The sequence below is a fragment of the Dellaglioa sp. CoH-57-MRSF-21 genome (genome assembly GCF_056781915.1).
In genome coordinates, this window is record NZ_JBXAXU010000002.1 from 251,425 (window position 1) to 276,344 (window position 24,920).

At 32.1% G+C, this 24,920-nt stretch carries 22 protein-coding genes, 2 pseudogenes and 1 riboswitch; of the genes and pseudogenes, 3 read left to right on the plus strand and 21 right to left on the minus strand.

From position 1 onward, the window contains the following. Position 1: 1 nt before the first annotated feature. From AC1RPQ_RS03170 to dapB, 3 genes are all read right to left on the minus strand, one after another. Positions 2 to 1,897: an ABC-F family ATP-binding cassette domain-containing protein gene (locus tag AC1RPQ_RS03170; RefSeq protein WP_481761337.1), complete on the minus strand. Its 1,896-nt coding sequence runs from the start codon at positions 1,895 to 1,897 to the stop codon at positions 2 to 4. A 96-nt stretch (positions 1,898 to 1,993) separates the two neighbouring features. Continuing rightward, entirely contained in the window at positions 1,994 to 3,208 is a 1,215-nt protein-coding gene (locus AC1RPQ_RS03175) for a CCA tRNA nucleotidyltransferase (protein WP_481761338.1), read from the minus strand. Then, the gene (gene dapB, locus AC1RPQ_RS03180) at positions 3,205 to 3,990 is read right to left on the minus strand and encodes a 4-hydroxy-tetrahydrodipicolinate reductase (RefSeq protein WP_409022516.1); all 786 of its coding nucleotides are present in this window, start codon (positions 3,988 to 3,990) and stop codon (positions 3,205 to 3,207) included. The genes AC1RPQ_RS03175 and dapB overlap by 4 nt, the downstream gene beginning before the upstream one ends. Before the next feature lie 173 nt (positions 3,991 to 4,163). Between dapB and AC1RPQ_RS03185 the strand changes: the two genes are divergently transcribed. Beyond that, positions 4,164 to 5,024 (plus strand): YitT family protein, encoded by an 861-nt coding sequence (locus AC1RPQ_RS03185; RefSeq protein ID WP_481761410.1) that lies wholly within the window; start codon positions 4,164 to 4,166, stop codon positions 5,022 to 5,024. 91 nt (positions 5,025 to 5,115) lie between these two features. Then, on the plus strand, positions 5,116 to 5,946 hold the full coding sequence (locus AC1RPQ_RS03190; RefSeq protein WP_481761339.1) for a site-specific integrase: 831 nt from the start codon (positions 5,116 to 5,118) through the stop codon (positions 5,944 to 5,946). A 96-nt stretch (positions 5,947 to 6,042) separates the two neighbouring features. On the opposite strand, the gene AC1RPQ_RS03195 is transcribed toward AC1RPQ_RS03190, so the two are convergent. From AC1RPQ_RS03195 to AC1RPQ_RS03270, 16 genes are all read right to left on the minus strand, one after another. Continuing rightward, on the minus strand, positions 6,043 to 6,648 hold the full coding sequence (locus AC1RPQ_RS03195) for a sugar O-acetyltransferase (protein WP_481761340.1): 606 nt from the start codon (positions 6,646 to 6,648) through the stop codon (positions 6,043 to 6,045). A 134-nt stretch (positions 6,649 to 6,782) separates the two neighbouring features. Further along, positions 6,783 to 7,253, minus strand: coding sequence for a GNAT family N-acetyltransferase (locus tag AC1RPQ_RS03200; RefSeq protein ID WP_481761341.1), 471 nt, complete (start codon positions 7,251 to 7,253; stop codon positions 6,783 to 6,785). Between the two features lie 82 nt (positions 7,254 to 7,335). Further along, positions 7,336 to 8,595, minus strand: coding sequence for a tetratricopeptide repeat protein (locus AC1RPQ_RS03205; RefSeq protein WP_481761342.1), 1,260 nt, complete (start codon positions 8,593 to 8,595; stop codon positions 7,336 to 7,338). A 154-nt stretch (positions 8,596 to 8,749) separates the two neighbouring features. Then, positions 8,750 to 9,025: an HU family DNA-binding protein gene (locus AC1RPQ_RS03210; RefSeq protein WP_409022511.1), complete on the minus strand. Its 276-nt coding sequence runs from the start codon at positions 9,023 to 9,025 to the stop codon at positions 8,750 to 8,752. Positions 9,026 to 9,223: 198 nt separating this feature from the next. Further along, complete coding sequence (gene der / locus AC1RPQ_RS03215; protein ID WP_409022510.1) at positions 9,224 to 10,534, minus strand: ribosome biogenesis GTPase Der; 1,311 nt, start codon at positions 10,532 to 10,534, stop codon at positions 9,224 to 9,226. A gap of 91 nt (positions 10,535 to 10,625) precedes the next feature. Beyond that, positions 10,626 to 11,870, minus strand: coding sequence for a 30S ribosomal protein S1 (gene rpsA, locus AC1RPQ_RS03220; protein WP_481761343.1), 1,245 nt, complete (start codon positions 11,868 to 11,870; stop codon positions 10,626 to 10,628). Between the two features lie 98 nt (positions 11,871 to 11,968). Next, a complete protein-coding gene (cmk, locus tag AC1RPQ_RS03225; protein ID WP_481761344.1) occupies positions 11,969 to 12,634 on the minus strand; it encodes a (d)CMP kinase in 666 nt (221 codons plus the stop codon). Between the two features lie 54 nt (positions 12,635 to 12,688). Beyond that, a complete protein-coding gene (locus tag AC1RPQ_RS03230) occupies positions 12,689 to 13,297 on the minus strand; it encodes a LysM peptidoglycan-binding domain-containing protein (protein ID WP_481761345.1) in 609 nt (202 codons plus the stop codon). A gap of 57 nt (positions 13,298 to 13,354) precedes the next feature. Next, on the minus strand, positions 13,355 to 14,806 hold the full coding sequence (locus AC1RPQ_RS03235) for a RecQ family ATP-dependent DNA helicase (RefSeq protein WP_481761346.1): 1,452 nt from the start codon (positions 14,804 to 14,806) through the stop codon (positions 13,355 to 13,357). Then, a complete protein-coding gene (locus AC1RPQ_RS03240) occupies positions 14,793 to 15,827 on the minus strand; it encodes a helix-turn-helix domain-containing protein (RefSeq protein ID WP_481761347.1) in 1,035 nt (344 codons plus the stop codon). The genes AC1RPQ_RS03235 and AC1RPQ_RS03240 overlap by 14 nt, the downstream gene beginning before the upstream one ends. A 65-nt stretch (positions 15,828 to 15,892) precedes the next feature. Beyond that, positions 15,893 to 16,477: an ECF transporter S component gene (locus AC1RPQ_RS03245; protein ID WP_409022504.1), complete on the minus strand. Its 585-nt coding sequence runs from the start codon at positions 16,475 to 16,477 to the stop codon at positions 15,893 to 15,895. Between the two features lie 117 nt (positions 16,478 to 16,594). Continuing rightward, positions 16,595 to 16,719: riboswitch (FMN riboswitch) on the minus strand. A gap of 51 nt (positions 16,720 to 16,770) precedes the next feature. After that, positions 16,771 to 17,502, minus strand: coding sequence for a pseudouridine synthase (locus AC1RPQ_RS03250; RefSeq protein WP_409022503.1), 732 nt, complete (start codon positions 17,500 to 17,502; stop codon positions 16,771 to 16,773). A 1-nt stretch (position 17,503) separates the two neighbouring features. Beyond that, entirely contained in the window at positions 17,504 to 18,085 is a 582-nt protein-coding gene (scpB, locus tag AC1RPQ_RS03255) for an SMC-Scp complex subunit ScpB (protein WP_481761348.1), read from the minus strand. A 25-nt stretch (positions 18,086 to 18,110) separates the two neighbouring features. Continuing rightward, positions 18,111 to 18,863 (minus strand): segregation and condensation protein A, encoded by a 753-nt coding sequence (locus AC1RPQ_RS03260; protein WP_481761349.1) that lies wholly within the window; start codon positions 18,861 to 18,863, stop codon positions 18,111 to 18,113. After that, positions 18,847 to 19,215, minus strand: coding sequence for an N-acetyltransferase (locus AC1RPQ_RS03265; protein ID WP_481761350.1), 369 nt, complete (start codon positions 19,213 to 19,215; stop codon positions 18,847 to 18,849). The genes AC1RPQ_RS03260 and AC1RPQ_RS03265 overlap by 17 nt, the downstream gene beginning before the upstream one ends. A 163-nt stretch (positions 19,216 to 19,378) precedes the next feature. After that, positions 19,379 to 20,293: a CvfB family protein gene (locus tag AC1RPQ_RS03270; protein WP_481761351.1), complete on the minus strand. Its 915-nt coding sequence runs from the start codon at positions 20,291 to 20,293 to the stop codon at positions 19,379 to 19,381. Between the two features lie 307 nt (positions 20,294 to 20,600). On the opposite strand from AC1RPQ_RS03270, the pseudogene AC1RPQ_RS03275 reads away from it, so the two are divergent. Then, a pseudogene (locus AC1RPQ_RS03275) lies at positions 20,601 to 22,145 on the plus strand (IS1182 family transposase); the annotation flags it as partial. Between the two features lie 288 nt (positions 22,146 to 22,433). Here the strand turns inward: AC1RPQ_RS03275 and pyk are convergent. Continuing rightward, positions 22,434 to 23,852: pseudogene (pyk, locus tag AC1RPQ_RS03280) on the minus strand (pyruvate kinase); the annotation flags it as partial. A gap of 59 nt (positions 23,853 to 23,911) precedes the next feature. Further along, positions 23,912 to 24,880: a 6-phosphofructokinase gene (gene pfkA, locus AC1RPQ_RS03285; protein ID WP_481761352.1), complete on the minus strand. Its 969-nt coding sequence runs from the start codon at positions 24,878 to 24,880 to the stop codon at positions 23,912 to 23,914. Between the last annotated feature and the right edge of the window lie 40 nt (positions 24,881 to 24,920).

The following is a 24,920-nucleotide window of genomic DNA, read 5'->3' on the forward strand; positions in this document are numbered from 1 at the left end:
ATTACCCCTTTTCTGCATATTTACCTAAATAGTCCCAACGATTCATCTTTTCTTCAATTTCATCATCTAAATTATCAATTGACACTTGTAGTTCACTTAATGCTACAAAATCATTGCCATTGATATTCGACATATCACTTTCAGCTTTTTCTTTCTTAGCTTCTAAATTATCAATTGTCTGTTCAATTGTTTCAAATTCTTTTTGTTCAGCATAAGTTAATTTAACTTTTAATTTATCGTCAGAAATGGTGTCGTGTTCGATAATTTTTTCTTTTTTTGATATTGATACGGCATCATCCAGTGATTCTTTAGCAAGGTACGATGTAAATAATCCAGTATAACGATTAATTTTAGCATCGCCTTCAAAAATAAGTAATTGATCTGCAACTTTATCTAAAAAATATCTATCATGTGAGACAGTTATAACTGCGCCATTAAAAGATTCTAAATAGTCTTCAAGTACTGTTAATGTTCCAATATCTAAATCATTTGTAGGTTCATCTAGTAATAAGACATTTGGTTGTTGCATAAGTAATTTCAAGAGATAGAGTCTTCTTTTTTCACCACCGGATAGCTGTCTAATTAATGTCCCATGCATCGATCTTGGAAAAAGAAACTGCTCTAAAAGTTGTGTTGTACTTATTCGTTCGCCATGTTTATTTTCGATATTTTCACCAATTTCATTTAGATAGTTAATCATTCGTTTATCGCCAGGTATGGGTTCAGTTTGTTGCTGGTAATAACCTAATTTAACCGTTTCGCCCATTAGTAATTCGCCAGAGTTAAGTGGTAATTTTCCAGCAATTGCATTTAGTAAACTAGATTTACCAGCACCATTTTTACCGGTAATCCCGATTCTATCGCTCGCCTGAATCAACTCACTAAAATGATCAATAATTTTATGATTTTCTAAGACTAAACTAGCTTCTTTTAGCTCAATAACCTTTTTACCAAGCCGCTGTTGGCCTAGTCCAATTGAAACATCTTGATCAATTTGTAATGAATTCATATTTTCTTTTAAATCGTTAAAACGGTTAATTCGTGCTTGTTGTTTTGTTGATCTAGCTTTTGCTCCAGTACGCATCCAAGCTAGTTCCTTTTTATATAGCTGTTGTTCTTTATGCTCAGCGGTAACTTCCTGGGCAACTCTTTCAGCCTTTTGAGCAACGAAATCTTGATAGTTACCTTCATACGAGTGTAATTTACCAAATGATAGTTCTAAAATCTGGTTGGCAATTTGATCTAAAAAATACCGATCATGAGTAACAACAATTAAAGCTCCTTTGTACGTTTTAAGGTAACTTTCTAGCCATTCAATAGAACTAAAGTCCAAATGGTTTGTTGGTTCATCAAGAATTAATAAGTCAGGAGCTTGTATGAGTACTTGAGCCAAGCCAACTCTTTTTTTCTGTCCACCAGATAAGGTTGAGACTTTTTGTGTTAAATCCGTTATTTGTAATTGCGTTAGAATTGTTTTAACGTCATTATCGGCATTCCATGCATCTTCACGATTCATACGATCTTCCGCATCTGAGTAACGTTGCTGTAATTTTTCATCTTCAGGATGTTCACTATAGGCTGTTAAAACAGCTTCATAATGACGAATTGTTTCAAAAATAGGTGAAGCTCCTTCAAAAGCGGCTTCCATAATTGTCATATCATCATTTAATTCTGGTATTTGTTTTAAATAACTCATACGATAGTTATTTGGTTTAATTAAATCTCCTGAATCAGCTGGGTCAAGGTCTGTTAATGCATTTAATAACGTTGTTTTCCCTGAACCGTTAGTTCCAATCAATCCGATTCTATCTTTTTCATTAACAATAAAATTTAAATCATCAAATAATGTTTTTTCGCCGTATGTTTTCTTTAAATGTTCTACCCTCAGTGTTTGCATGTAATCACTCTCTTATCTAATTGATTCTCTTTTATAATTTGTATTACTAAGCATGTTTTGTAAAAAAAGAGATTAAATGATATTTAATCTCTTTTTTTACGCTAATTTTAACATTAGTTGCTTAGCCACTTTTAATAATTGAGTTGATTCGTTTGGGACTTCTTCTAGTAAAATACGATTTTCCAATATGGATAAAATTTGGCCTAATTTTTCACCTGGTTGAATACCAACATCTTTTATTAACTGTCGTCCATTAATTGCCATGTCTTTTTTAGACTTAATTGGAAGTGCAGTATAAGCAACTGTCAGCATTTCTGCATCTAAATTACTATTAAATATTGCTGCAACTTCATTTGCAATTAATAATAATTCTAATCCAGTTTCATACATCAGTTCTCGATTAACGGAATCATGAATAATACCGTTAAGTGCTTTGATAACTATTTGAACGTGTGTAATTAACTCATTTGAACTTTTCCATGAGATTAGAAAATGATTAATATTAGTTTCTGTTATCTTTAGAACATGAATAATTAACGACCAAGCAGCTACTTCTGATGTAAGTTTAATTGATTGCATTTTTGACATATCAGTTAGTTCCGATAAATAATTATTAAATTCGGGACAATATTTTACTAAATCTGATTCAACAAAATGTCGAAGTCCAATTTGAGGATTTTTTCCCAACAGTAATTTAATAAATTCAATATGAATCCGTTCAATAGCAATCTTTTTCAATAGTGGTGCATGTTTATTTAATGCTTTCTTCGTTTCCATTTCGATTGTGAAATCTAATTGGCTTGCAAATCTAATTGCCCTCATCATTCGTAAAGCATCTTCATTAAAACGTTCATCAGCAGTGCCAACAGCTCTAATGATGTGATTTTCTAAATCTTGTAGTCCGTTGAACAAATCAATAATCCGTCCATCATGTGTCATTGCTAAGGCATTGATTGTAAAATCACGACGTTTTAAATCTTCTTCTAAAGAGCGTACAAATTCAACATGATCTGGACGTCTAAAATCTTGATAAGTTGATTCTGTTCGAAATGTGGTGATTTCATAACCTTCTCCATGATCTAAAACCATAACAGTCCCATGTTGAATACCTGTATCTACCGTCTTATTAAAAATTTCCTTAATTTCCTCAGGGTATGCACTAGTGGCAATATCAATATCATGGATTGGTAATCCTAAGATAGTATCCCTAACACTTCCTCCGACAAAATATGCTTCAAAACCAGCATTTTCAATGGCTTTAATCACTGGTTCAGCATTAATGAAATCATCCGCAAGATTGGAAACTATCATAATATATTTTCCAATCCAACTAGTAATTCTTTATATTGTCCAATTTTTTCAGTAGCTAATGCAACACCAGACATGAATGAAATACGGTCAAATGAGTCCTGACGAATAGTTAATGCTTCACCCTCGCCACCAAATAAGACTTGTTCATGAGCAACATAGCCTGGTAAACGGACACTATGAATTCTCATGCCTTCAAAGGCTGCACCTCTCGCACCTGGTAATGTTTCTCTTTCATCAGGGTTGCCTTGAATTTTAGGTTTACGAACTTCAGCAATTAATTTTGCGGTATTTAAGGCTGTACCACTTGGAGCATCCAATTTATTATCATGATGCATTTCAATAATTTCAACGTCAGGTAAATACTTAGCAGCTTGTTGCGCAAATTGCATTAATAAAACAGCTGAAATACCAAAATTAGGAGCAATCAATCCACCTAATTTTTCTGTTTTACATAATTGTTTAAGTTCAGCTATATTATTTTCCGATAAACCCGTAGTCCCAATAACTGGTGACATATGTTTCGAAATAGCAAATTTAGTATTTTCGAAAACAACACTTGGGACAGTAAAATCAATCCAAACATCGGAAACTACGTTTATTTCATCTAGCTTATTGAATATTGGGACATTCTCTGTCTTATAGTCAGTAATTTCATTTATATTTTTTTCTGTAGCTGTAGTACTATAGACTCCAACTAATTCAAATAATGGATTTTCTAAGATCATATTTGTTGTAGTGGCACCCATTCGTCCTTTAAATCCAGCAACCAAAACTTTAATCATAGTAATCCTCCTCATCTTTAATTAATACAATCTAGTTTAACAGATTTATACTAGATTTAAAATGATAGTCAGCAGACATTCATCGATAATATGGTATGATATTTATATTGAATTTATTTCAGGGGGTAGAACTAATCTTAAAAAATGAACGAATTAAAATAATCGATTTAGTAATGATTGCGTTAGGTTGTTGTTTTTATGCATTTGGATTAGCAACCGTTAATATAACAAACCATCTTGCTGAAGGTGGTATAACCGGAGTTACTTTAATTTTACGTTATTGGTTTCATATTGATCCTGCGTATTCAACAATTGCAATTAATGTTCCATTAATCCTTATTGGTTACCGTTTTTTAGGTAAACGATCATTAGTCTATACTATATATGGAACAATAATGTTATCTCTTTTCTTATGGATTTGGCAACGTGTTCCGATTCAAATTAATGTAAATGATGATTTGTTTTTAGCAGGTATCCTTGCTGGTGCTTTTGGTGGCCTTGGGTCAGGCTTAGTATATCGTTTTGGTGGTACTACTGGTGGAACTGATGTAGTGGCTCGAATTTTTGAAAAAACACGTGGTATTCAAATGGGTAAGACAATTCTTGCCCTTGATATTGCTGTTTTGGTCATATCACTTAGCTACTTAGATTTAAGGCATATGATGTATACCCTACTAAGCTCATATGTTTTCTCAAAAATTGTTAACTTCACTCTTGAAGGTAGTTATTCTGGACTTGGCATCTTAATAATTAGTGACCAATATCAAATTATAACTAATGAAATTTGGGATAAATTAGGCAGAGGTGTTAGTTACATCAATGGTGAGGGATCTTATTCTCGCCAAAATAAAAAAATGATTTATGTTGTTATCAACCGTAATGAACTTCATCAGTTGAAGGAAATATTACAAAACCAGGATTCAAATGCTTTTGTTTCAATTAGTAGTGTTAATGAAGTACTGGGACAAGGGTTTAGTTTTAATCGACAAAAAAAGAATAAAATCACTAATATCACTAATATCTTTAATAAATGATTGGTCTTGCGCACTGCGATTTTTGCAGTGCGCTTTATTAGTGTGATATAGTTAAAGTAACTTATTGTTTATTACTAAAGGAGGCAATTAAATGAATTATCCCTATCAAAAAGCTTTTAATTTATCATTAGAATCCAACTCTTTGTCCCCATCAACAATTTTAGAATATAACTACGATATTCATGATTTTTTTAACTATCTTCTAAATTTTAATGATGCATTCTCTAATTCAATAATGGTTGAAACTATCTTAGAATCAGACGTTCGTCAATATTTAACTATGCTTCAAGATAAAAGAAATATTAAAAATTCAACATATACTAAGGTTTTATCGCATCTGAATGGTTATTTTAAATATTTATTTACCCATCAGATAAATACTCATATTCCAACATTAATGTTAAAAGGGAAAAAAAATATCGCAAATTCTGTTATAACCTTCAATTGGTTAATAGACTTCGACTCTTATCTTTTAAATTCAGAAATTAGCTACTATTCTCGACTTGTTTTATTAATGACACGGCATTTCTTTAAAATTTCAGAAATCTTACAACCTGGTTTTTTCGTTAGCTTTAAACAATTAACATTTACGGAAACAGAGGAATTATTTTTGAAGCAATTCAATACCTATATTAAACAACTACAAATTTTACAAAACTCCAACGATTGCTTTTTAAAACTGCGTAAAAATGTTGAAGCACCTTTATTATCTTTACCTGGTCTACATAAATTTTTAAAGAAAGATTTACAATTTATTGCGCCAAATGTTTCACCACGTCTGCTGTACCAGTCAGCTATTTGTTTTTCTATTCTCACTAACAATACGATGACAGATTCAGAAATTATGATGACGTTAAGAATTGATCCAAATTCACTTTTATACTACCGTCATTTAATTATTGAACAAAAATTAATCATATAAACCTTAAAAGAGCAACAAAAAGGAGCTAGAAAAATTCTAGCTCCTTTTTGTTGCCCAAATATTTTTAAATTATGCTACTTTTCGCCATAACTTTATCTAACCAATAGTCTTAATAATTCGTGCTGGATTACCTGCGATTAAAACATTATCAGGTACATCTTTTGTTACCACACTACCAGCACCAACGACGACATTATTTCCAATCGTGACACCAGGTAAAACAATCACTGATCCACCAAACCAACAATCATCACCAATTGTAATTGGTGCATCATATTGCCATCCTTCACGACGTAAATTTTTGTCCATAGAATGATGATTAGGTGTATATAACTGACAATTAGGCCCAATGAAACAGTGTTCTCCAATTGTTATTTGTCCTGCACTTAAAATCTGTAAATTAGAATTAATAAATGTGCCTGACCCTATTTTTAACATTTCCGGCCATTCTATAGTTGAAATTGGAAAATATATTTCAGCAGATTTTTCCATATTAGGTAAAAATTCTTTAAGCATTTTATCTGCATCATTCGTATCATGAGCCGCCAATTTATTTATTTTATAAATAGTTTGTGCACTTGTTTTAACAGTTTTTTGAGCCCATTCTTCTTTAGAATATTGGTACCAATCGCCATCTATAATTTTCTCAGTAATACTTTTTTTACTCAATCGTTCAATTTCTTTTTCGTTTAAATCTTTCATGTCCCTACCCCCGATATATAATTTTAGATAATTAATCGCCATTTAAACAACATTACCTATCTAAAATTATATCCTTAATAGCAATTAAAAAGCAAAAAATAATAATATCATTTATAAATATACCATCATAAATTCTATAATCTCTTTTCAAAAATTAAATTTTGGTCATTTTGTTCTATAAAGTGATAATTATTAGTCTTAGCTACTTTCAAACTTTTTATATTATTCAAATCTAGTATTATTTTTAATTTTTTTAACTTATATTCCTTTATAGCTAGTTTCTCAAGTTCTGTTAAGGCCTTTGACATTATTCCGCGTCCTACATACGACTTGTCTAACCAATAACCAACCTCAGCAGTTCCCATATGTAAATCTATTCCATGTAAATCAATCATGCCAACGATATTCTTATTAATTTTTATAGCGAAAATTAATTTAGTTTCATCCTTAAAAGAGTCTCTTAAAAAAATTATTTCATCATTAATCGATTTCATAGCATTAACCCATGGAAGCCACTCACTTAATTCAAGACGATTACGACTAATTAAATTAAATATTTCAGTACTATCTTCTAATTTTGGTATCACTATCTGATTTGTAATCATTTTACTTCCCCTTCTTTAAGCAAATCTTACAAATTGCTAACAAAAAACGCTTATACCAAAAGAATGATATAAACGTTTTATTTTAATAATTTATATCATTTTGAATATCAATAATTTCTTGATCATCAGGTACTAAAGCTAAGTAATGTTTAATTGCGTCCTTTAACTCCTCTTGTCGTCCGTTCTCTCTAAAAATAAATATAACAGATCTTAAAAAGTCAACTTGATTAGTAAAATAAGGGTATGCTTCTAAATAATTTTCTTCAGCTTTATCATAATCTTCAAGTCTTTCATATGAAATAGCTAAATTCCAAAATATTTGAGGATCTACATCTCCGTCGCTCTTGATATCTTCTAGTAATTTAATATCTTCATCATCACGTTCTTGCTTAACTAATAAATTACTTAATTGTAATAATATGCCAGTATTATCTGGATTAATATCAATTGCTTTATTTAAATACTTTTCAGCTTGCTTCTCATCGTCCAATTTTAAGGCAACAGTCGCTGCCTGTTCATACAATGTATCATTTACCTCGTCAACCGCTAACCCTTCTTGATAGACAAGTAAAGCATCATTCAATCTATTCTCATCTGAAAGTGCTTGACCAAGAATTGGATATAAGGATGTATACGAAGGATCTTCTTCCTTCAAATCATAAAGAATATCAATTGCTTTTTGTTGATCATTTAATTGTAGATAGGTTAAACCCATCTGTAACTTAGTATCAGAGTCCATATTTTCTAAATGAATTTGTTCTAAATATGCCATTGCTTTTTCAAACTGCCCACTGTTTGCGTAACTAACACCTAATCTTTGTACTAAGTTAACCTGTGACAGTTCAGTCTGTCCTGATTTAATTAATTCAAGATAAAATCCGATTGCCTGACTAAATTGTTTTGTATTAAAATATAGTTCGCCTAAAGCAAATTGGATAACTTCTTCTTCAGGAGCCAACTTATATGCAGTTAATAATTTATTTTCACTAACTTCAAACATACCTTGTGTCTGATATAAATCGGCAGCAACCATAAGAGACTGAAGATAAGCTTCTGAATCTTCTTCAATTTCTGACAAATAGTTAAGTGCTTCATCAGATTTTCCTTCACTAATTGCAATATCTGCCAGGAATGTTTTTAAAGTATCTTCTTCTGGATATTTTTCTAATAATCTTTCATAAGTACGTTTAGATTGAGCTAAAAAACCTAAGCTATATAACTCTTCTGCTAAACTAAATAATGTTGCATCATTGTCTTTTCTTAATGCTCTGGCAAATTCTTTCATTGCCTCATCAATTTGTCCTTCGTCCAAGTAGTCTAGCATAATTTCTGAATGCGTCATTAAATAACTTCCCTTCATTATTAAATTAATATGGTTTAGTTTAATCTATCATACACACAATAGCTAGTAATCTCGTACATAACTATTGTCTATAAAATAAATTATAGATTGAAAAAGCTAGTACAAAATGAATTGTACTAGCTTTTTCTAAGTATTATTTAACAGAATCCTTTAAAGCTTTACCTGGTTTAAATGCAGGTACTTTACTTGCAGGGATTTGAATTTCTTCACCAGTTTGTGGGTTACGACCTTTACGAGCAGCGCGTTCACGTACTTCAAAGTTACCGAAACCGATTAATTGAACTTTTTCACCTGTAGCTAATGTGCTTTGGATTGAACCAAATACAGCATCAACTGCGACAGTAGCATCTTTTTTTGTCAATCCTGTTTCTTTTGCAACATTTTCGATTAATTGTGCTTTGTTTGCCATAATGTTTCACCTCCCCTAAAATGTGTCCGAATATTTAAAAATATTCAGCCATTATTATTTAAAATAAATAATAATAATAGAACCAGAGATTACTCTACTAATTCTTTATTTAAGATACCATACAAAACGTATTACATCAAGGTATTTAACTACTTTAGCAGAAAAAAAGATGGCATGGTAGCGTTTTATCAATTTGAATTATTTTCTTCTTCTTTCAATAACATGAATTGGTGTTCCTTCAAAATCAAACGATGTTCTAATTTGATTTTCTAAGAAACGTTCATATGAAAAATGCATCAAATCAGTATCATTAACAAATACAACGAATGTAGGTGGTTGTATTGCTACTTGTGTTGCATAGTAAATTCTTAAACGTTTTCCATTATCAGTTGGCGTTGGATTATGGGCTACTGCATCCATAATGACATCATTTAATACTGAAGATGTAATACGACGACTATGATTTTCATTTACGCGTTTAATTAATTCGGGTATCTTAGATAATCGTTGCTGTGTAATTGCAGACACAAAAATAATAGGAGCATAACTAAGATATGCAAATTCTTGACGTATATTAGCCTCAAAATCAGATAATGAATGATTATCTTTTTCAAGAGTATCCCATTTATTTACGACGATAATGATACCACGTCCTGCTTCATGGGCATACCCTGCAACTCTCTTATCTTGTTCCCGAATACCTTCTTCAGCATTTAACACAACTAAAACAACATCTGAACGATCAATAGCACGCATGGCACGTAGTACAGAATACTTTTCAGTATTTTCATATACTTTTCCGCGTTTTCTAATACCAGCTGTATCAATCATTGAGAACATATCGCCCTCTTCAGTATCAAAAGCTGTATCAATTGCATCACGTGTAGTCCCTTCAATAGGTGAAACAATAACACGATTTTCACCCAGGATTGCATTCACCAATGAAGACTTACCCACGTTAGGACGACCAATCAAACTAAACTTAATTCGACTGTCATCTTCATCAGGAATATTTTCAGGGAATTTCTTTGTAATCTCATCCAATAAGTCACCAACCCCAAGGCCATGACTACCAGAAACTGGAAATGGTTCTCCAAATCCTAATGAATAGAAATCAAAAATATCTTGTCTAGACTCGGGATTATCAACTTTATTAACCGCTAAAATAACTGGCTTATCAGAACGATATAAAATTTTAGCCACTTTCTCATCAGCATCCGTTACGCCTTCTTTTACACTTACAAGAAAAACAATAACATCAGCTTCATCGATTGCGATTTGTGCTTGTTCAGTGATTTGCGTCAAAAAGGGTTCATCACCGATATCGATACCACCAGTATCAATCAAGCTAAATTTTTGCGCTAACCACTCACTATGAGCATAAATACGATCTCGTGTAACACCAGGAGTATCCTCAACAATTGAAATTCTTTCCCCGGCTATTCTATTAAAAACTGTGGACTTTCCAACATTAGGACGTCCAACAATTGCTACAACAGGATTTGCCATAGATAGTACCTCACTCTCTAAATATCTTTTGTAATAAATAATAAAAACGACTGAACTACAGTTCAGTCGTTACTTAAAAATAATATTTTAATTATTTGTTAGTATCTGCATCTTCTAATGCTTTACCTAAAATATCACCAAGTGTGAAACCAGTACTTTCTTCTGGCATACCACTCATTGTTGATTTAGGAGCTTTAGCTTTTGGTGCAGCTTTTTTAACTGTTTTTTTCTTTTCAGGTTTTTCTTCTGTTGCTGGTTTTTCTTCGAGAGCTTTAATTGATAAAGCTAAACGATGTTCTGCTGGATGTACTTCAAGTACTTTAACTTGAACAGCTTGGCCAGTTTTTAAAACTTCGCCTGGTGTAGCAATATGTGTGTAAGAAATTTGTGAAATATGAACTAATCCTTCAATTCCAGGCATAACTTCAACAAATGCACCAAATGTCGTTAAACGTTTAACAGTACCATCTAAGACGTCATCTACATGGATATCATTTTCAACATTATCCCATGGTTGAGGTAATGTTTGTTTGATTGATAATGAAATACGATTCTTATCTAAATCGATTGCCAATACTTTAACTTTAACTTCTTCACCAACTGATAAGACATCTTCTGCCTTAGAAATACGGTTGTAAGAAATTTCTGAAATATGAACAAGTCCATCAATACCACCAAGATCAACAAATGCACCGAAGTTAGTTAAACGGGCAACTGTTCCTGTTACAACTTCACCAACTGTTAAAGTTTTAAGAGTTTCTACTTTTTGAGCATCTCTTTGAGCTTTAACAATTGCTTTATGTGATAAGATTAATCTATTTTCAGTTGGGTCAATTTCAATAATTTTGAAATCTAATGTTTGATGGTTATATTTTGATAAATCTTCAACAAAACGATCATCAATCATTGAAGCGGGTACGAATCCACGCACACCAGCATCAGCAACTAATCCACCTTTAACAACTTGTGTTACTGTAGCTTCGATTGTAGCATCATCATCAGCTAATTTTTGTAAGTCATTCCAAACTTCACGTTCAGCAATTCTTCTTTGTGATAGTAAGTAACTACCACCTTCTTTATCGCCACCGATACTTGAAATAACAACTAAATCCATAACGTCACCAATTTTGACAACGTCTTCTGTTTCTTCACCAGCTTTAAGTGCTAGTTCTTTAGCTGGTACAACACCTTCAACACCGGCGCCTTCAATACCAACAATGACTTGTTTAGCATCATCGATAGCTAAAACTTCACCTTTTATAACAGAACCAACCTTAACTTCACTTACACTATTTAATGCTTCTAGTAAATCATTATTTTCTTCAATATTACTCATGGACAATGTCCTCCTTAGCGAATAAACTCTATTTATTATTTTAGCTGAAATGAAGAGTAATTACTAGTGCTAATACTCATTTTTCACATTTTATTTTATTATTTGTTAATTATATCCATAATTTTCTGTACGACCCCATCAATATTCATTGAAGTCGTATCTACAAGTATAGCATCTTTTGCCTGAATAAGCGGAGAAATTTCACGTGTAGAATCTTTTCGATCTCGTTCGGCAATTTCAAACTCTAAAACATCAAGTGTTGTATTAATACCCTTAATTTGATTTTCCTTAAATCGGCGAAGAGCACGTTCTTTAACACTCGCAACTAAGAATATTTTAACTTCAGCATTTGGTAATACTGTCGTTCCGATATCACGACCATCCATAACAATTGATCCATCTTCGGCAATTTCTTGTTGTCTTTTAACTAATTCCTTGCGTACACCTTCTTGAGCAGCAACCGTTGAAACATTATTAGTTACCTCAGGTTGCCTAATTGCTTGTGTTATGTCTATATTGTTTATATAGACTAATTGTTCTGGATTTGCTGGTTTAAAAGAAATTATTGTATCTTTTAATAGACTAACTAACTTATCATCATTATCCAGCGCAACATTCTTTGCCATTGCTTCAAAAGTAATTGCTCGATACATTGCCCCAGTGTCGCAATAAACATAATTTAATTTTTTAGCAACTAATTTAGCGACAGTGCTTTTTCCTGCGGATGCCGGTCCGTCAATTGCAATTTGGATATTATTTTTCATCAAGTAATTCCTCCATAAAAATGGGATTGATTAGATATCAATCCCATATGTATATTATTTAACTCTTATTTTTTGTCCTGCACTAATAGAAGTAGTCAACCCTGGATTCATTTGTAGAAGTTGTTCTGTAGTTAACCCATTGTTTGCTGCAACACGATATATGCCTTGTCCTGCTTCGACAGTTACATATGACTTTGAAGATGCACTTGATGAACTATCAGAGCTGGTTGATTCACTAGACGCTGAGCTAGAGCTTGAATTAGTGCTAGAACTAGCTTTCTCTTTTGATTCAGAGCTAGCTTTTTCTTTTGATGCTTTTTCTTTCGATTCAGAACTAGCTTTTTCTTTTGATTCAGAGCTTTTCTTAGCACTTGAGCTAGAACTATCAGAATCATCAGTTTTGGTAACTATTTTTTTACTTACTGAACTCTCGCTTGTGGTTCTATCTTCTGGTTGGTATACTTTGTTACTTTCAACAATATAAAAAGCAATCGTTCCAATAATAATAGCTACAAAAACAACTAATAACCCCGTAGTTAATAATGAACTATTTTTACTTTTACGTCTATTCGCTGATCGAGAATAATTTCCATTATCGTCTCTATCGTCTTCGAATGATTTTTCCCAAGGCTTTTTTTCTGAATTATCTTTTTTATCACTCATTTTTCAATCCTCCTAAAAACAATTATCATTATTTTACCATAATAATCCAAATTATTCTCAAGATAATTTAAACAATCTTGAAATAATATTATCTGTTGATTGAATTAACTGCTTGTCATCATTTTTGATTATCTTTTTTTCTAATCCAATCTTTTGAAGTACATCCACATTAAATAACGCTGAGCAACAGAATTCATCATGTTCTATTAATTTCGATTCTCCAAAATGGTTTAAAATTTGTTGCTTTCGACAATTACTTGAATTAACAAACATTATCATATTTTGTAATCCAGTTTCTTTTTCAATTTTCCTTTGTCTAAAAAGGAACTGCACCTCTTCAACTGAGCTTTGTTTCTCATAGTAATAATCTAACAGTTTACCTTTTTCTTCTCCAAGACCAACTAATTCCTTATGTTTTTTAAAATACATCCTAATAAAATCATCATCTGGAATGGTTAAATCAATTAAGTTTCTTTGTAGAAACACATCATTTTCTTGAGAAAAAACAATTGCGATACTCTGCTGGCCATCTCGTCCAGATCGGCCAAATTCTTGTACGTAGCTTTCAAAATCAGCGGGCATATGATAATGGATAACGTATCTAATATCTTTCTTATTAATACCCATACCAAAAGCGCTTGTTGCACATATAACATCTATTTGATTTTCCATAAATTGTCTTTGTACCGTATACCTTGCCATATCATTCAAGTCAGCATGGTACGGTTCAGACCTTAATCCAGTGTTATTATTTATTAAATCTGAGACCTCATTTGCCTTTTTCTTGCTCGAGAAATAAACGATTCCAACACCCTTGATTTTATTCAATAAATTTAATAATTGCTTATTTTTATCAGATTCATCATGCACTTTTAAGACACTTAAAAAAATATTACTTCTATTAACCGATTTAATGATTTTATGAAAATCTCGACCTTCTGTTTTTAATTGTGTCATAATATCATTCTGAATATTTAGTGCAGCTGTGGCTGTCAACGCCAAAACGCAAGGTGTACCAAGTTTCACAATTGCATTATTCAAATCCAAATAATCAGGCCTAAAATCTGGTCCCCAAGTGGAGATACAATGTGCCTCATCTACAACAAATAGTGATACATCTATTTGTTTAAGGGCATTTATCACTTCAAATTGACTTAGCATTTCAGGAGATAAATAAACAAATTTATAAGATTGTATATTTTTTAACACATATTTTTTTTCAGAATAACTCAATATTGATGTTAATCCAATAGCTGTCCCATTACCACGAAAATTAAATTGACTAACTTGATCTTGAATTAAAGATAACAACGGTGAAACGATAACTGTCGTACCATTCATAAGATAGCCAGCTAACTGATAACACAATGATTTCCCAGTCCCTGTAGGTAGTACTGATAACGTGTCTTGACCAGATAAGATAGTTTCTATGGTTTCTTCTTGGCCTATCATAAATGAATCGAATCCAAAGTATTCCATCAATTTTTCTTTTAAATTAATTTTGGACATCTATTTTACTCCTATAAATTTGATACAAACGATAATCGAAAAAATTTATATCAGGTTTCTTATTTTGTATTATTTTAAAAGGTACTTGATCAATATCTCTCCCCATAATTTCAGATAAATCATTAACTATTTTTTTTGTTAAAAAAGTATCAAATGGAAATTTTTCACTAATCATTGCTAATTCAAGTAAATGTTCAAAAATTGTACTAGTCTTCAATCCTCTACTTTTAGCCACATCATTAACAGATAGGCCCATAGTAATTAATCTCATCGTTTCCTTTGCACTTTCAGAAATAATTCCTGTTTTTAGAATTGACTGAACTAATTCTTTGAACACACTTTGTTTTTGCTCCTCAATCCAACTAGCAAAAAAATTTATTGTATCTCTGTATATTAATTGAATCTCCATTTCTGATAGATTCAACTCATTTGCTAACTGTTTATTGGTCAATCCATTAAGATTATGACCAATTAATTTGTTCATAAATATTAAACTAGAATTTGTATCAATTTTTTGCACGAACAATCGTAATTCTAAATTAACTTGTTTTGTTAGTATTGTTTTGTCATTATTAGAAATCCATTTTTTGATATTAAATTTAGTTAATTCGGATGTTACGACAGGATAATAATGACGATTAACAAAGCTAAGTTCAGATACAACTTGTATAGCTAAAATACAAGTTTCTGACCATTCATTAAATTTATATTGATTTATTAATTTAGGGTGCTTAATTTGATATAAATCGCTTTTCGCTTTTTTTTGTCGAATTAAACCATTTTGCGTTAACCGAACTTGCCCATTAGATTCAGTGAGTAATTTATTTTGTTTCAACTTAGAAAGTATTTTTTGATATATTTCATTTGTAAATTGAGGATCAATACTAAAATAATCTAGCAAATCATAACGCATTCCCCAATATATATTGGAAACAGTATTCCGACCTGTAATAATGCTAAATATTACATTAGGTCGCCGATATTCGACATTAAACATTTGTAAGAGATAATCTTCAACCATAAAATACCATCCTTATAAAATAAAATGAGGAAGAATCACTTAAGAATTCTCCCTCATTAATTATACTATAGTTGTTTATATTTTTTATTATTTAACTGAACCCAACCATACATTCTCTGATATAAAAGACTAAATAACCCAACGACCAGAATTCCTTTTATAATATTAAAAGGAACAATACCAACAATAACGTACTTGGATACTGACATTCCGATATTCATACCGATAACATTCAAGTACACTGGTAGAATTACAAAATAATTTGCAATAGATAATACAGCAGTTAGTACAAAGGTACTCACTAAAACTGCCAAAATACTCTTTCCAAGTGTTGGCTTAAGGTTTCCTTTACCTTTGAGAAGATAATATGCTGGAAATGATACCGCCATTGATGCTAAGAAATTACTTCCAACACCTATCAAGCTGGCAATATCTGTTCCAGTTGAAACTAGATACAGCAATGAACGAACGACGGCAACCATCACACCGCTCATTGGTCCCAAAATAAAAAATCCAATTAAAATTGGTAAATCACTAAAATCAATTTTTAAATACGGAAAAATTACTGGGAAAGATAAAAACATTAATACGTATGAGATTGCAGCTAAGAACGCTGTAATCACAACTTTATAAACTGGTGACCGATTCATACTAGAAAACCTCCTGGAAGGCCATCTTCAATGAAGAACCTTTCAAGTAAATAAAAATGAACGCCATTAATCACTAAAGATTAACAGAGTTCATTTGAAATTACTTACTCAAATAAGCCCTATCTTCTTTATCCAGACTTTAACTGTCGGTACTGGAATTACACCAGTCCAGCCACATATACAATGTGGGTCGCGGACTATAACCGCCGGTCGGGAATTACACCCTGCCCCTGAAGACGAACCAAATATTTTATTACGCTACAAAATATAACATAGGATAAAATAAGTTACAATTATTTACGCTCGGCGATACTTTTCAATGCATGAACTTCTTCTTCAGATAACTCACGGTATTGACTCGAAGTTAATCCATATAAATCTAAGAATCCATAAGTTTCACGTTTTAATTTTTCCACTGGATGTCCGACCTCTGCCAACATATTTTTAACTTGATGATTTCGGCCTTCATGAATTGTTAATGAAACAATTGCTTTTTGCTTATTTTTATCTGCTGAAATAATTTTTGAATGAGCAGGAGCCGTTTTCTTACCATCAATTACAATTCCTTGACGTAACGTTTTTAAATCATCATTAGATGGAATACCATTCACTTTAGCGACGTAAGTTTTGTCAATCTTATACTTTGGATGAGTCATTTTGTTGGCTAACTCACCATCATTTGTCATTAATAATAATCCAGAAGTATCATAATCTAATCGACCGACTGGATAAATTCTTTCCCTTACACCTGGAAAATAATCCGTAACAACCTTACGATCTTTATTATCCTTAACAGCCGAAATAACTCCTCTTGGTTTGTAGAATAAATAATAGACTAATGGTTCTTCATTTAAACGAATACCATCAACTTCAATTTTATCTTCACTTGTGACCTTAATACCCAACTCACTTGCAACCTTACCATTCACCTTAACATGACCTTCTGAAATCATTTTTTCGGATTGTCTTCGTGACGCAACACCTGATTGCGCCATAACTTTTTGTAATCTTTCTGCCTCTGCCATATTATTCCTCATTTTCTTGTAATTTTTCGTTAAAATTATTTAAAAAAAGTTTACCTATTTCTCCATCAAAATCTTGATTTTCACTAATCACTGGAAGTTCTTTTAGTTCAGTTAATCCAAAATAATTTAAAAATTGCGTCGTTGTTACATATATAATAGGTCTTCCTGGTACATCAAGACGTCCATTTTCACGAATTAGATCTAAAGCAATCAATTTTTGCAGTGATCCTGAACTTTGAACTCCTCGGATATCATCAATTACAAGTCGTGTCACTGGTTGTTTATAAGCAATGATAGCTAGCGTTTCCAGTGCTGCATTAGAAAGTCTTCTTGAATTAGGATTTTCAAAATAATCTTTAATTAAATCTGCTAATTTCTCTTTTGTTACTAATTGATAACAATCATTATATTGAATTAGCTCCAAGCTAGAATTTATATCATTTTTATACTTTAATGATAATTTTTCAAGTTGTTCTTTAACTGCTGATTTCAATAATCCAGTTAATCTAGATAATTCTGCTAGAGATATTCCTTGATCCCCACTCACAAATAAAAGTCCTTCAATATTTGCTAAATGACTCACCTTCGTACCTCCTTAATACAATAATCTATGGTTCAATTTTTAAAATCTGAATCATTTCATGGCTATTTGCTTGTTTCAATTTAATTTGGTTTAATTTTGAAAGTTCTAATATTGCCAGAAAAGTAACAACAATTTCATCAACCGTTGTTGTTATTTCAAAAAAATCACTAAATATTAAACTCTTATTTGAATTTAGAATGATTTTTTTTATTTCTGATATTTTATCAGAGAGTGATGCTAGTTGCACATTAATTTTTTTCTCAATTGGTTGATGATTTATTTGCTTTATTAAAACTCTTTTAAAAGCATTCTCAAGTGTTTCTAAATCCAGGCCAGGTATATCAAGTTGAGGTTTATCAAATCTATTTTTAGGAATACTACTTTGTTCCTTAGAAAAATAATTCGCACGTTTATTTTCCCTGACGCTCAACTCTCCAGCCGCCTCTTTAAAAATTTGATATTCAATTAATTGTTCGACTAGACTTGCCCTTGGATCAGTTTGAGTTTCCTCTACATTGGAAAATTCTGCCGGTAATAACATTTGACTCTTAATTTTCATCAACGTTGAAGCCATCACTAAATATTGACCAATCACATCTAATGACATATTCGTAGTATCTTTAATAATAGTTAAATATTGCTCTGTTATTTCTGAAATTTGAATATCATAAATATCCATCTCAGAATCTTTGATTAAATGCAGTAACAAATCAAGTGGTCCTTCAAAAGAGGTTAATTTTAATGTTACCTGACTAATAGATTTAAATTTTTGACTCATTTTTTTGCATTTCCCATTTTTCAATTAATTTTGTAGTATCAATTGTACCCATGATTTTTTTATCAGGATATAGCGATAATACAGCGTTCAGAATCAAAAAACTAACTTTTTTATGTCTTTCATCTGGACTCAATGATATTGCCCGAACTACGACAACGTTGCCATCATTTTCAATACCAACTATACCAGTAAAATTACCTGCCTCATTTTTCCAAAGATACAAATCTCGATTTTCTGTATCTTGATAACCTTTAATTGCTAAATTAATTCTAGTAACATCCTTCAAGTCAGGTATAAATGACAACAAGCCCATCGCAATTTTTTCATAATCATTCTTATACTTAATAAGCATTATTGTTCTCCTCTACACGCACGGCATTCATGAGACAATTCATATATTTAAAAATAACTAATATACTTGTTTGTTACCGATATATTAATTTAACGTTGAACTAATAAATTATATTTTCAAATAATTTTATTTATTATCTCTTACCTACTAAAATAGTTTTCTATTAATCATCTGTTTCGTTAATTAATTCATCATTATTAGTTTCAAATTCCTCAGGCATTTTTATTAAAATAAGATTACCATCTTCTTGTTTAACATAACGCTCTTTTAGCAGATGTCCAACAGCTCTCTTAAATTGACCTTTGCTGATACCAAAATATTCTTTAATGTCTTCTGGATTACTTTTATCAGTAAAAGGTAATGTTTTTTCATCATTATGACTTAATGCAGCAATCAACATTGCTGCATCATCACTAATTGCTTCATAGGCACGTGGTTTGATAGATAGATTAATTGTACCGTCAGTTCTAATTCCAATTACACGTCCTTCTAATACTTGACCTAATCTAGGTTCATTAAATCTTTCAGATGGATGGATAAATCCAAGATAATCATCATCAGTAATTACAAAAGTTCCAATCATTTTTAAGCGAATAACTGTAAATTTCATATTTTTATTTTTTAATGAGTCATCAGGTTTCTTAGCAATTGATCGAAACATTTCTTCGTCCGCAACATCACCCCAAATACGATCTTTGGCATCAATTTTAAGTCCAACCATTAATCGATCACCAGCTTTTGGCCAAAGTGATTTCATTTCTGGTAAATCATCTAGTGAAACTGCTACATCTTTGTCTGGTAAACCAATGTCAACGAAGACACCTAAATCTCTTCTAACTTTTACAACGTCTCCGAATGCATATTGATCAATGCCAGCTCTAGGAATTATTGTTGATAAACTCAAATCATGATCTTCGTTCTCATACACAAAGCCTGTAACCATCGAACCGTTCGCTAATTGACTGTTTTTTTCATCTTTCAATAAATGCATTGTTATACTATCTTTTTGTACTAAAAATTCTGTATCATTCTCATCAGTTACCATTGCGGTAACAACTTGTCCCATTATTGAACTCATTTATTTCTCCCATTCAAAAAAATATTATTTTATATTTCTTTATTCATATTTTAAAATTACATACTCACATTTTACCTGATATTAGGCTTAATAGCCAATTGAATAGAAATATTGTGTAATAAAAAAGGGGCTGTGACATAAGTCTCTTCAATATGATATTAAACAAGTCTCCCGAAATCTTTTTTGATTTCGGGAGACTTGTTTCTTTTTACTACTTTTTAATATATTATCTAATTAGAAAAATAAAAAGGAACACTGGCCTTCGACCCCCAATGCTCCTTAATTTAATCCTCGAAAGGACTTAAAAATGCAAAATTATTATAACATAAATCAGACTTGTTTAGCCATCTCAACTGACTATATACCAGAAAAGAATAACACTGCGTGTTATATCAATACGCTAATCGAAAAATTAGAAATAAAAGAACCTTATCTTTTTGGTCGCCCCCGTGAATATAATCTTTCAGCTTTATTGAAGTTATATCTTTTTGCTATAACTCGAGGTGTTTTTAGTAGTCGTCGGGTCGCCTTACTAGCACAAGAAAATTTATCGGCACGTTGGTTAACACAAGAGCAAATGCCATCTTACCGAACTATTGTCCGATTTAGAACGTCGAATGAATTAACTGATTTAATTGATCGCAGTTTAGATACCTTAGTCGAATATTTACGACAACAAAATATGATTAGTGATGCCATCTTTATTGATGGTACTAAGGTTTTGGCTAATGCTAATAAATATAGTTTTATTTGGAAAAAGAATACAATACGTTTTGATCAAATGAATCGCGAAGCGATTTTAGAGCTACTAGTTGAATTAAAAACAGCGCATGCTGCTTGTAAAGTCCCAGAAGGCTCCAATCTAACACTAGAAATGATTGAAGAAGTTATCGATCGACTTGATCAGAAATTAGTAGCATTAGACCAGGAAGTTTCAAGAACTAAGAAGATAAGTCCCAATCCAGCTAAAAGAATTCGAAGAACCCTAAAATCTAAGAAGAATCAATTAACTAAACGCCAACATAAATTAAGTGAACATGAAGCACAAATGAAAATATACGGTACTCGAAATAGCTATTCTAAAACTGATCATGATGCAACTTTTATGCGTATTAAAGAAGATCCAATGTTAAATGGTCAACTTAAGCCAGCTTATAACTTACAAATTGCGACCAGTAACCAATTTATTTTGGGCTACCAATTATTTCAAAATCCAACAGATACTAGAACACTTCAACCGTTTCTTAAAACGTTAAGTACTCATAATAAATTAGATAAATACATTGTTGCCGATGCCGGATATGGATCAGAATCAAACTATCGTTTCATTGAAGATGAATTACCAAATCAAACTGCTATAATTCCTTACGGTACCATGATTAGAGAACAAAGCAAAAAATGGCGAACTGATGATAGAAAAGTTATGAACTGGGATTATCATGAAAATAATGATTACTATATTGATCCGCACGGCGTGCGATTTAACTTTAAAGCGTATCGGAAAAGAACCGATAAATATGGAATAGTTCGTGAATTTAAAGAATATCAAGCAGAGTTACTAGATGAGAATCAGATAATTATTCCTGCGGCTAAAACACTTAGAGGTGCACGTCGTAAGATTCAAGTTAACGGATCTTGGGAATATTTTAAGGCACAACAATGTGAACGACTTTCTGAACCAGAAACGGGTCAAATTTACGCGCACCGTAAAATTGATGTAGAATCCGTTTTTGGTCGAATGAAGGCCTCTTTGCCGTTCAATCAATTTCTATTGCGAGGGATTGAGAAGGTTAAAAAGGAAGCAGGTTTGATAGTAATGGCATTAAATATCCAAAAATTAGCCAGTTTAGGAGGTAAATAATACTTCTGTTTTCTATATTTTTTTAAATAAAAAGAAATAAGGCTCCAGAAATCAAAAAATGATTTCCGGAGCCTTATTTTGAACTTTATTGAAGGGACTTATGTCACAGCCCCTTTTCCAATTTTAAAATATTCAAGTAAGGATTGATACAACCTGATCAATATTATCTTAATTAGTCAATTATATTCATGATTAACCCAATAACATTTTTCGTCACCAATGTCTTACCGATATACTAACTTAGGTTCATCATGTACTTGAACCTTAATATAATTAGTCTACTAATTGAACTTTCAAACTGTTTGTTGTTCCTTTTTCACCAACTGGAAGACCAGCAGTGATTAAGATAAGGTCACCTTTTTTAGCGAAACCTAATTCTTTAGCTTTTTCAGTTGCTAAACTAAACAATGCATCTGTTGATGCTGGTTTTTCAGCAATGATTGGGTGAACACCCCAGTTAACTGATAAACCATGACGAGTTTGTTCGTCAAAAGTAATAGCTAAAATATCTGAGTCAGGACGGTATTTAGAAATCATACGTGCTGTTTGACCAGATTTTGTAGCAGCGATGATAGTTTTAATACCTAAGCTATCAGCTGTTTCAGCAACAGCACGACCAATAGTTTCAGTAACATCATTTTTGTCAAATTCATTTAATGCAAATGAGCTATGTGCACGCAATGCATTTTCAGATTTTTCATCAATACGAGCCATTGTTGCAACTGATTCTACAGGGTAGTCACCATTAGCACTTTCACCTGAAAGCATTGTTGCATCTGTTCCATCAAATACGGCATTAGCAACATCAGATGCTTCAGCACGTGTAGGACGTGGGTTTTCTTGCATTGAATCAAGCATTTGAGTAGCAGTAATAACTGGTTTGCCCAAAGCGTTACATTTTTTGATTAAGTCTTTTTGAACTAAAGGAACATTTTCAGCAGGAATTTCAACACCCATATCGCCACGGGCAATCATTAATCCTTCAGAAACTTCCATAATAGCATCAATATTATCGATACCTTCTTGTGATTCAATCTTAGGGAAGATTTGAACATGTTCCATTCCTTTTTCTTCAAGTAAAGCGCGGATATCTAAAACATCAGCTGGTTTACGTACAAAACTTGCAGCAATGAAATCAATGTTTTGATCTAAACCAAAACGAATATCGTCTGAATCTTTTTCAGTAATACCAGGTAAGTTAATTGATACACCAGGAGCGTTAACACCTTTACGTGAACCTAAACGACCAGAATTCATAACAGTTGTTACTAATTCGTTAGCAGCTGTATCAATTTCATCAATTCTCATATCGATAAGACCATCATCAAACAATACGTGGCCTCCAACATGAACATCTTCAATTAAACCTGGGTAAGTAACAGCAATCTTTTCTTTTGTTCCTTCAAGTGAATCATCCATTGAAATACGAACAATATCATTAATTTCAAAGTTGATTTTACCTTCTTTTTGAACAGTAGTACGGATTTCTGCACCTTTAGTATCAAGCATGATACCAACCATTTTACCAGTAATTTTTTCTGCTTCATGAACTAATGTCATACGACCTAAATGTTCTTCATGGTCACCATGAGAAAAGTTGAAACGGAAAACATTAGCACCGGCTTCGATTAATTTAACAATTGTATCAAGATCTGAACTGGCTGGACCAAGTGTACTTACGATTTTAGTTTTTTTCATTAGATTATGATCTCCTCTTAGTTTACTTATTATTTATAAATAACAATAACAGTATTATATTATTTTGGTGTTGAAAGTCGTGTATTTAAGTCTAAAAGACTCAAATCTGTATGATGTTTATGTTCTTCAAGCGTTGCAACAATATCTTCAGCAACTAATTTGTTGTCTTTAATACCAATTGCTAATCCGCCTTTACCTTCCATAAGAAGTTGAACAGCATAATCACCAAAACGACTTGCTAAGACACGATCTTTGGCAGTTGGTACGCCACCACGTTGTGTATGGCCTAAAATAGTCACACGTGTTTCAAAATTACCATATGTGTCTAATTCAGCAGCAAATTCACTAGCTCCCATAACACCTTCAGCTAATACGATAATTCCTGAATCTTTACCATGTTCACGGTTACTGTTGAGCTTGTCTGCAATTTCTTGCATGTTATATCCTTTTTCAGGAATAACAATAACATCAGCACCACCAGCAATACCGGACCATAAAGCAATATCTCCAGCATTTCTACCCATTACTTCAACGATAAACGTACGTTGATGTGAACGAGCAGTATCGCGAATACGATCAATTGCATCAAGAGCTGTGTTAACAGCTGTATCAAATCCAACTGTGAAATCTGTATCAGGAATATCATTATCGATTGTTCCTGGAATACCAACAGCGTTAAATCCACGTTTTGTGAGTGCTAAAGCACCATGGTATGAACCATCCCCACCGATAACAACTAAAGCATCGATACCGAACTTTTTAAGTTGTTCGATACCTTTTAATTGTCCTTCAGCAGTTGCAAATTCAGGATAACGGGCTGAATATAACATTGTTCCACCGCGTTGAATAACATCATCAACGTCAGCATATTCAATTTTATGAATATCGCCAGCAACTAAACCAGCAAAACCATAATTAATACCGTATGCTTCTAATCCTTCACCAATTACACGACGTGCAACAGCACGAACTGAAGCGTTCATACCTGGCGCATCTCCACCACTTGTTAAAATACCAATGCGTTTCATTTCTTCACCTCAATAAGTAATTTAAGTACATATTTCACTC

What these genes read in the sequence shown, in the direction of transcription:
- AC1RPQ_RS03235 (WP_481761346.1), bottom strand. Translation starts at nt 14,806, where the DNA reads ATGTCCAAAATTAATTTAAAAGAAAAATTGATGGAATACTTTGGATTC.
- AC1RPQ_RS03185 (WP_481761410.1), top strand. Translation starts at nt 4,164, where the DNA reads ATGATTGCGTTAGGTTGTTGTTTTTATGCATTTGGATTAGCAACCGTT.
- AC1RPQ_RS03190 (WP_481761339.1), top strand. Translation starts at nt 5,116, where the DNA reads ATGAATTATCCCTATCAAAAAGCTTTTAATTTATCATTAGAATCCAAC.
- AC1RPQ_RS03245 (WP_409022504.1), bottom strand. Translation starts at nt 16,477, where the DNA reads ATGAATCGGTCACCAGTTTATAAAGTTGTGATTACAGCGTTCTTAGCT.
- AC1RPQ_RS03270 (WP_481761351.1), bottom strand. Translation starts at nt 20,293, where the DNA reads ATGAGTTCAATAATGGGACAAGTTGTTACCGCAATGGTAACTGATGAG.
- AC1RPQ_RS03205 (WP_481761342.1), bottom strand. Translation starts at nt 8,595, where the DNA reads ATGACGCATTCAGAAATTATGCTAGACTACTTGGACGAAGGACAAATT.
- AC1RPQ_RS03265 (WP_481761350.1), bottom strand. Translation starts at nt 19,215, where the DNA reads ATGCTTATTAAGTATAAGAATGATTATGAAAAAATTGCGATGGGCTTG.
- AC1RPQ_RS03200 (WP_481761341.1), bottom strand. Translation starts at nt 7,253, where the DNA reads ATGATTACAAATCAGATAGTGATACCAAAATTAGAAGATAGTACTGAA.
- AC1RPQ_RS03230 (WP_481761345.1), bottom strand. Translation starts at nt 13,297, where the DNA reads ATGAGTGATAAAAAAGATAATTCAGAAAAAAAGCCTTGGGAAAAATCA.
- AC1RPQ_RS03195 (WP_481761340.1), bottom strand. Translation starts at nt 6,648, where the DNA reads ATGAAAGATTTAAACGAAAAAGAAATTGAACGATTGAGTAAAAAAAGT.
- AC1RPQ_RS03250 (WP_409022503.1), bottom strand. Translation starts at nt 17,502, where the DNA reads ATGGCAGAGGCAGAAAGATTACAAAAAGTTATGGCGCAATCAGGTGTT.
- AC1RPQ_RS03170 (WP_481761337.1), bottom strand. Translation starts at nt 1,897, where the DNA reads ATGCAAACACTGAGGGTAGAACATTTAAAGAAAACATACGGCGAAAAA.
- rpsA (WP_481761343.1), bottom strand. Translation starts at nt 11,870, where the DNA reads ATGAGTAATATTGAAGAAAATAATGATTTACTAGAAGCATTAAATAGT.
- AC1RPQ_RS03210 (WP_409022511.1), bottom strand. Translation starts at nt 9,025, where the DNA reads ATGGCAAACAAAGCACAATTAATCGAAAATGTTGCAAAAGAAACAGGA.
- der (WP_409022510.1), bottom strand. Translation starts at nt 10,534, where the DNA reads ATGGCAAATCCTGTTGTAGCAATTGTTGGACGTCCTAATGTTGGAAAG.
- dapB (WP_409022516.1), bottom strand. Translation starts at nt 3,990, where the DNA reads ATGATTAAAGTTTTGGTTGCTGGATTTAAAGGACGAATGGGTGCCACT.
- AC1RPQ_RS03260 (WP_481761349.1), bottom strand. Translation starts at nt 18,863, where the DNA reads ATGAGTCAAAAATTTAAATCTATTAGTCAGGTAACATTAAAATTAACC.
- AC1RPQ_RS03240 (WP_481761347.1), bottom strand. Translation starts at nt 15,827, where the DNA reads ATGGTTGAAGATTATCTCTTACAAATGTTTAATGTCGAATATCGGCGA.
- AC1RPQ_RS03175 (WP_481761338.1), bottom strand. Translation starts at nt 3,208, where the DNA reads ATGATAGTTTCCAATCTTGCGGATGATTTCATTAATGCTGAACCAGTG.
- pfkA (WP_481761352.1), bottom strand. Translation starts at nt 24,880, where the DNA reads ATGAAACGCATTGGTATTTTAACAAGTGGTGGAGATGCGCCAGGTATG.
- cmk (WP_481761344.1), bottom strand. Translation starts at nt 12,634, where the DNA reads ATGAAAAATAATATCCAAATTGCAATTGACGGACCGGCATCCGCAGGA.